The 1,749-nt window shown below is 78.4% G+C and carries 2 protein-coding genes; both read left to right on the top strand.

All coding sequences use genetic code 11. From position 1 onward, the window contains the following. A partial coding sequence (locus ABEB16_RS20715; RefSeq protein ID WP_425560278.1) for an LGFP repeat-containing protein occupies nt 1-753 on the top strand: 753 nt, incomplete at its 5' end. A gap of 67 nt (nt 754-820) precedes the next feature. Further along, on the top strand, nt 821-1,749 hold a 929-nt coding region (locus ABEB16_RS20710), incomplete at its 3' end, for a GNAT family N-acetyltransferase (RefSeq protein WP_345714078.1).

The following is a 1,749-nucleotide window of genomic DNA, read 5'->3' as shown; positions in this document are numbered from 1 at the left end:
CGCGCCGGTGGCCGCGGGCAGCACTTCGAGGGCGGGTCGCTGTACTCGGCGCCGACGTCGGGCACGTGGGTCGTGAAGGGCGCCATCCGCGACCTCTGGGCGAGCACGGGCTGGGAGGCCGGCTGGCTGGGCTACCCGATCGGGGACGAGCGCGCGGCCGGTGCCGACGGCTCGGTGCGGGCGCAGTCCTTCCAGGGCGGCACCGCGTACTGGAGCCCGGCCGGCGGTGCGCACGCGGTGCGCGGGGCGATCGGCGCGGCGTTCGAGGCGTGGGGCGGCGCGACGGGCGTCCTCGGCCTGCCCGTGGGCGAGGAGTTCGGGCCGCTGCGCGACGGCGGTTTCGGGCAGCACTTCCAGCGCGGGGAGCTGTACTGGTCCCCCGCCACCGGGGCCCGCTTCGTCGACGAGGGCCCGATCCGCGAGTACTGGGCGCGCAACGGCTGGGAGGCCGGCTGGATGGGTTACCCCACCACCGACGCGACCACGCCCTACCACGAGCCGTACGGGCCGTTCGTGCACGTCCAGCAGTTCCAGGGGGCCGCGGTGTACCAGAGCAAGGGGGGCACGCGCGCGGTGCGCGGCGCGATCCTGGAGGCATACCGCGGCATCGGCGGGGACCGCTCGGCGCTGGGCATGCCGGTGGGCGACGAGCACGCCGACCCCGACGGCCGCGTGCGGCAGGAGTTCTTCGGGGGCACCATCACGTGGAGCCCCGCCGAGGGCGCCGTCGTCGCTCTCACCCGCGTGATGTGAGACGGGTCGGCACGGCGGGAGCGGAAAGGGCTCGACCGGGCCGGGCGCGGCGCGCAGGATCGGTGCCGTGACCGCCGAGCTGCCACCCTCGCCACCCGTGCTCACCGCCGGGGACGGCCTGCTGCTGCGGGCCTGGACCGCCGCGGACGCCGATCCCCTGCACGCCGCGTGGGCCGACCCGGCGATCCGGCGCTGGACCTCGCTGCCGGCGGAGTTCTCCGGCCCGGACGCCGCGGAGTTCGTGGCGCGCACCGGGCGCAACTGGCAGCAGGGCGTGGCGGCCTCCTTCGTGCTGGAGGAGGCCGGCGCGTTCGCCGGCACGGCGAACCTGGGCCTGCTGGGCGCCGGGTGGGCCGAGGTGGGCTACCTCGTGGTCCCCGCCTCGCGCGGTCGGGGCCTGGCGCGGCGGGCCGTCGCCCGGCTCCTCGCGTGGGGGTTCGACGACCTCGGGCTGCACGGCGTGCGCTGGACGTGCGCGGCCGGCAACTGGGCCTCGCGCCGGGTGGCGTGGGCCTGCGGGTTCCGGTTCGAGGGCACCGGCCGCGGCCTGGGCGAGCAGCACGGGCGGCGGCCGGACGCCTGGACCGGCTCGTTGCTGCGCGCGGAGGGCCGCGAGCCGGCGGCGGACTGGCTCGACGTGCCCGTCCTCGACGGCGACGGCGTGCGGTTGCGTCCGTGGCGGGACGCGGACGCGGCCCGGGTCGTGGCGGCGTGCTCCGACCCGCGGACGCAGCGGTGGCTGCCCGACGTGCCGTCCCCGTACGGGCCGGCGGAGGCGGCGGGGTTCTTCTCCTCGACGCGCGAGGCCGCGGCCGCGGGCGAGGCCGTGCACTGGTGCGTGGCCGACCCCGCCGACGACCGCTGCCTGGCCTCGATGAGCGCCATGCTCGCCGGCCGGGGTGCGCTCACCGCCGAGCTCGGCTGGTGGGCGCACCCCGACGCCCGCGGCCGCGGGGTCGTCACCCGCGCCGCGCGGCTGGCGGCGGCGCACGCCCT

Origin of the sequence: Kineococcus glutinatus (genome assembly GCF_039542765.1) — a bacterium.
In the GTDB taxonomy this organism is placed as follows: Bacteria; Actinomycetota; Actinomycetes; order Actinomycetales; family Kineococcaceae; genus Kineococcus_A; species Kineococcus_A glutinatus.
Note: the sequence above shows the minus strand (reverse complement) of the source record. Positions and strands in the feature narration are given on the sequence as shown.